Source organism: Mycobacterium sp. NAZ190054, assembly GCF_001545925.1.
Lineage (GTDB): Bacteria > Actinomycetota > Actinomycetes > Mycobacteriales > Mycobacteriaceae > Mycobacterium.
In genome coordinates, this window is the sequence record NZ_LMVQ01000331.1 from 1 (window position 1) to 3701 (window position 3701).

General features: G+C 70.6%; 3 protein-coding genes and 1 pseudogene. 3 read left to right on the forward strand and 1 reads right to left on the reverse strand.

Annotated features, from left to right (window positions below; genetic code table 11):
• On the reverse strand, positions 1–111 hold a 111-nt coding region (locus ASJ79_RS34240), incomplete at its 3' end, for an SUMF1/EgtB/PvdO family nonheme iron enzyme (protein WP_231750955.1).
• On the opposite strand from ASJ79_RS34240, the pseudogene dapF reads away from it, so the two are divergent.
• From dapF to ASJ79_RS20515, 3 genes and pseudogenes are all read left to right on the forward strand, one after another.
• Positions 67–837 (forward strand): annotated as a pseudogene (gene dapF, locus ASJ79_RS20505) (diaminopimelate epimerase); the annotation flags it as partial. The gene ASJ79_RS34240 and the pseudogene dapF overlap by 45 nt on opposite strands.
• Before the next feature lie 25 nt (positions 838–862).
• Positions 863–2275, forward strand: a complete 1413-nt coding sequence (gene hflX, locus ASJ79_RS20510; RefSeq protein ID WP_156448545.1) for a GTPase HflX — start codon at positions 863–865, stop codon at positions 2273–2275.
• Positions 2276–2496: 221 nt separating this feature from the next.
• Positions 2497–3701: DEAD/DEAH box helicase (locus tag ASJ79_RS20515; RefSeq protein WP_067959192.1), on the forward strand; the 1205-nt coding region annotated here is incomplete at its 3' end.

The following is a 3701-nucleotide window of genomic DNA, read 5'->3' on the forward strand; positions in this document are numbered from 1 at the left end:
TGCCCAGCCCGCCTCCGACCACCACCGGCGCTGGTGGTAGCCACCGTCGTCGATGAACTGCTGCCACTGGGCGTTGGTGACCGGGACGCGGCCGATGCGGAAGGCCGGCACCTCGACGGTGTGGGCGAGGGCGACTGGTACATGGACTACCGCAACGCCGACGGGTCGATCGCGCAGATGTGCGGCAACGGGGTGCGGGTGTTCGCGCACTACCTGCGCGCCAGCGGTCTGGAGGGCCGCGACGAGTTCGTCGTCGGCTCCCTGGCCGGGCCCCGGCCGGTCGTGCTGCACGGCCCGACCGGCACCACCGCCGACGTCACCGTCGAGATGGGCAAGGCCGACCAGCGCGGTACCGGTACCGCGACGGTCGGCGGGCGGTCCTTCACCGGGCTCGCCGTCGACGTCGGGAACCCTCACCTGGCCTGCGTGGACGACACGCTCAGCGACGCGGAGCTCGCCGCGCTGGACGTCGCGGCGCCGGTGCAGTTCGACACGGCGCAGTTCCCGGAGGGCGTCAACGTCGAGGTGCTCACCGCGCCGGCCGACGGGGCGGTGTCGATGCGGGTGCACGAGCGCGGGGTGGGGGAGACCCGGTCCTGCGGCACCGGCACGGTCGCGGCCGCCGTCGCGGCGCTGGCGCACCAGGGCGCGCAGACCGGGTCACTGACGGTGCGCGTCCCCGGCGGCGAGGTCCTGGTGACCGTCAGCGCGGCGAACAGCCACCTGCGCGGACCGTCGGTGCTGGTCGCGCACGGTGAGATCGCCGACCAGTGGTGGGCGGCCCAGCAGGGAACCGCCGACTGGGCCGACGCGTTAATTGGGGTGCATGAGAAGTGACATTCGTGCGAATCTTGATTCGCCTATGACCTATCCCGAATTCTCCGATGACATCCCCAGCGTCGGCGAGCTGGCCCTGGAGGAACGGTCCGCGCTCCGGCGTGTCGCCGGGCTCTCCACCGAGCTGGCCGACGTCTCCGAGGTCGAATACCGCAAGCTGCGCCTTGAGCGCGTGGTGCTGGTCGGCGTGTGGACCGAGGGCAGCGCCGCCGACGCCGACGCCAGCCTCGCCGAGCTCGCCGCGCTCGCCGAGACCGCGGGCTCCGAGGTGCTGGAGGGCCTGATCCAACGCCGCGACAAGCCGGACCCCTCGACCTACATCGGCTCCGGCAAGGCCGCCGAACTGCGCGAGATCGTGCTGGCCACCGGCGCCGACACCGTCATCTGCGACGGCGAGCTCAGCCCGGCGCAGCTCAACGCGCTGGAGAAGGTGGTCAAGGTCAAGGTCATCGACCGCACCGCGCTGATCCTGGACATCTTCGCCCAGCACGCCACCAGCCGGGAGGGCAAGGCGCAGGTGTCGCTGGCACAGATGGAGTACATGCTGCCGCGGCTGCGCGGCTGGGGTGAGTCGATGTCCCGGCAGGCCGGTGGCCGGGCCGGCGGCGCGGGCGGAGGCGTGGGCACCCGCGGCCCCGGCGAGACCAAGATCGAGACCGACCGCCGGCGCATTCGTGAGCGAATGTCCAAGCTGCGCCGCGAGATCCGTGACATGAAGCAGGTCCGCGACACCCAGCGGGGGCGTCGGGTGGCCAACGACGTGCCGTCGGTGGCCATCGTCGGCTACACCAACGCCGGCAAGTCCAGCCTGCTCAACGCACTCACCGGCGCCGGGGTGCTGGTCGAGAACGCGTTGTTCGCCACCCTGGAACCCACCACCCGCCGCGGCGAACTGGCCGACGGACGCGAGTTCGTGCTGACCGACACCGTCGGGTTCGTGCGGCACCTGCCGACCCAGTTGGTCGAGGCGTTCCGGTCCACCCTCGAAGAGGTCGCCGACGCCGATCTGCTGGTCCACGTCGTGGACGGCTCCGACGTCAACCCGCTGGCGCAGATCAACGCGGTGCGCCAGGTGGTCAACGACGTGATCGCCGAGACCGATGCGCCGCCGCCACCGGAACTGTTGGTGGTCAACAAGATCGACGCCGCCGACGGGCTGACGCTGGCGCAGTTGCGCCGGGCGCTGCCGGGTGCGGTGTTCGTGTCCGCGCACACCGGCGACGGGCTGGACCGTCTGCAGGCCCGGATGGCCGAGATGATCGCACCGCGCGACACCGTGGTAGACGTCACAATCCCTTACGACCGTGGTGATCTGGTGAACCGGGTGCACGCCGAGGGCCGTGTCGACGCCGTCGAACACACCGAGAGCGGCACCAGGATGAAGGCCCGCGTGCCGGTCTCGCTCGCCGCCGGATTGGCCGGGTACGCCACGTACTGACCACCTCGAATGCGCCCGGTCTGGCGGCATCGGCTATTGTTGACGGGACGTCGGCTGCGGACCACCGGAGCAGGTGCCTTTTCACAGCGCCGACGACCATCACCACCAGACATTGTTGTGGCGAACTCGCCACGGTGTGCGCACTCCGCATGACGGTCTCCGTCGCGGCTGCCGGGCACACGCTGCCCGACAAGGCCGAAAGACAGGAAGACCCCTCAAGAATGACCACGCAAACCTTCGCCGAACTCGGTGTGCCCGCAGCTCTGGTGAGCTCACTGGCCGCACGAGGGATCGGTGAACCGTTCCCGATCCAGGCGGCCACGCTGCCCGATTCGCTCGCCGGACGCGACGTGCTCGGCCGCGGAAAGACCGGCAGCGGAAAGACTCTCGCGTTCTCTCTGCCGCTGGTGACCCGCCTCACCGGTCGCCGCAGTCAGCCTTCGCGCCCGTCGGGTCTGGTGCTCGCGCCGACCCGCGAACTCGCCACCCAGATCACCGCGACGCTCGAACCGCTGGCGGCCGCGTCGGGTCTTCGCGTCACCACCGTCTACGGCGGGGTCGCCCAGAGCAGGCAGGTCAACGCGCTGCGGTCCGGCGTCGACATCGTCGTCGCCTGTCCCGGCCGTTTGGAAGATCTGATGCGGCAGAAGCTGATCAGCCTCGATGCGGTCTCGACCACGGTCATCGACGAGGCCGACCACATGGCCGACCTCGGCTTCCTGCCCGGCGTGACCCGGATCCTGGCCGCGACCCCCGCCGGTGGGCAGCGGCTGCTGTTCTCGGCCACGCTGGACAACGGCGTCGACAAGCTGGTGAAGCGTTTCCTGGCCGATCCGGTGCTGCACTCGGTCGACGAGGCCGCAGACGCGCCCGTCCAGATGACCCACCACGTCTTCCACGTCGGCGGTGTCGACGCCAAGAAGGCGCTCGTGCATCGTCTCGCGTCGGGCACCGGCCGGCGGATCCTGTTCATGCGCACCAAGCATCAGGCCCGCAAGCTGGCCAGGCAGCTCACCGAGTCCGGTGTGCCGTCGGTCGACCTGCACGGCAACCTGTCCCAGCCCGCCCGGGAGCGGAACCTGGCTGCGTTCTCCAGCGGCGAGGCGCGCGTCCTGGTCGCCACCGACATCGCCGCCCGCGGCGTGCACGTCGACGGGGTCGAACTCGTGGTGCACGTGGATCCGCCGATGGAGCACAAGGCCTATCTGCACCGGTCCGGCCGCACCGCCCGCGCGGGCAGCGACGGGGACGTCGTCACCGTCGTGCTGCCCGAGCAGCGCAAGGACACCCAGCAACTGCTGCGCCGCGCCGGGATCTCGGTGCGCCCGCGCGACGTCCACGCCGACTCCGCCGAGGACGATCTTGGCGCCGTCGACGATTCCTGGCTCGATGTGCATCGCCGTACCTTTCGTTCGGGGGTCAGTGG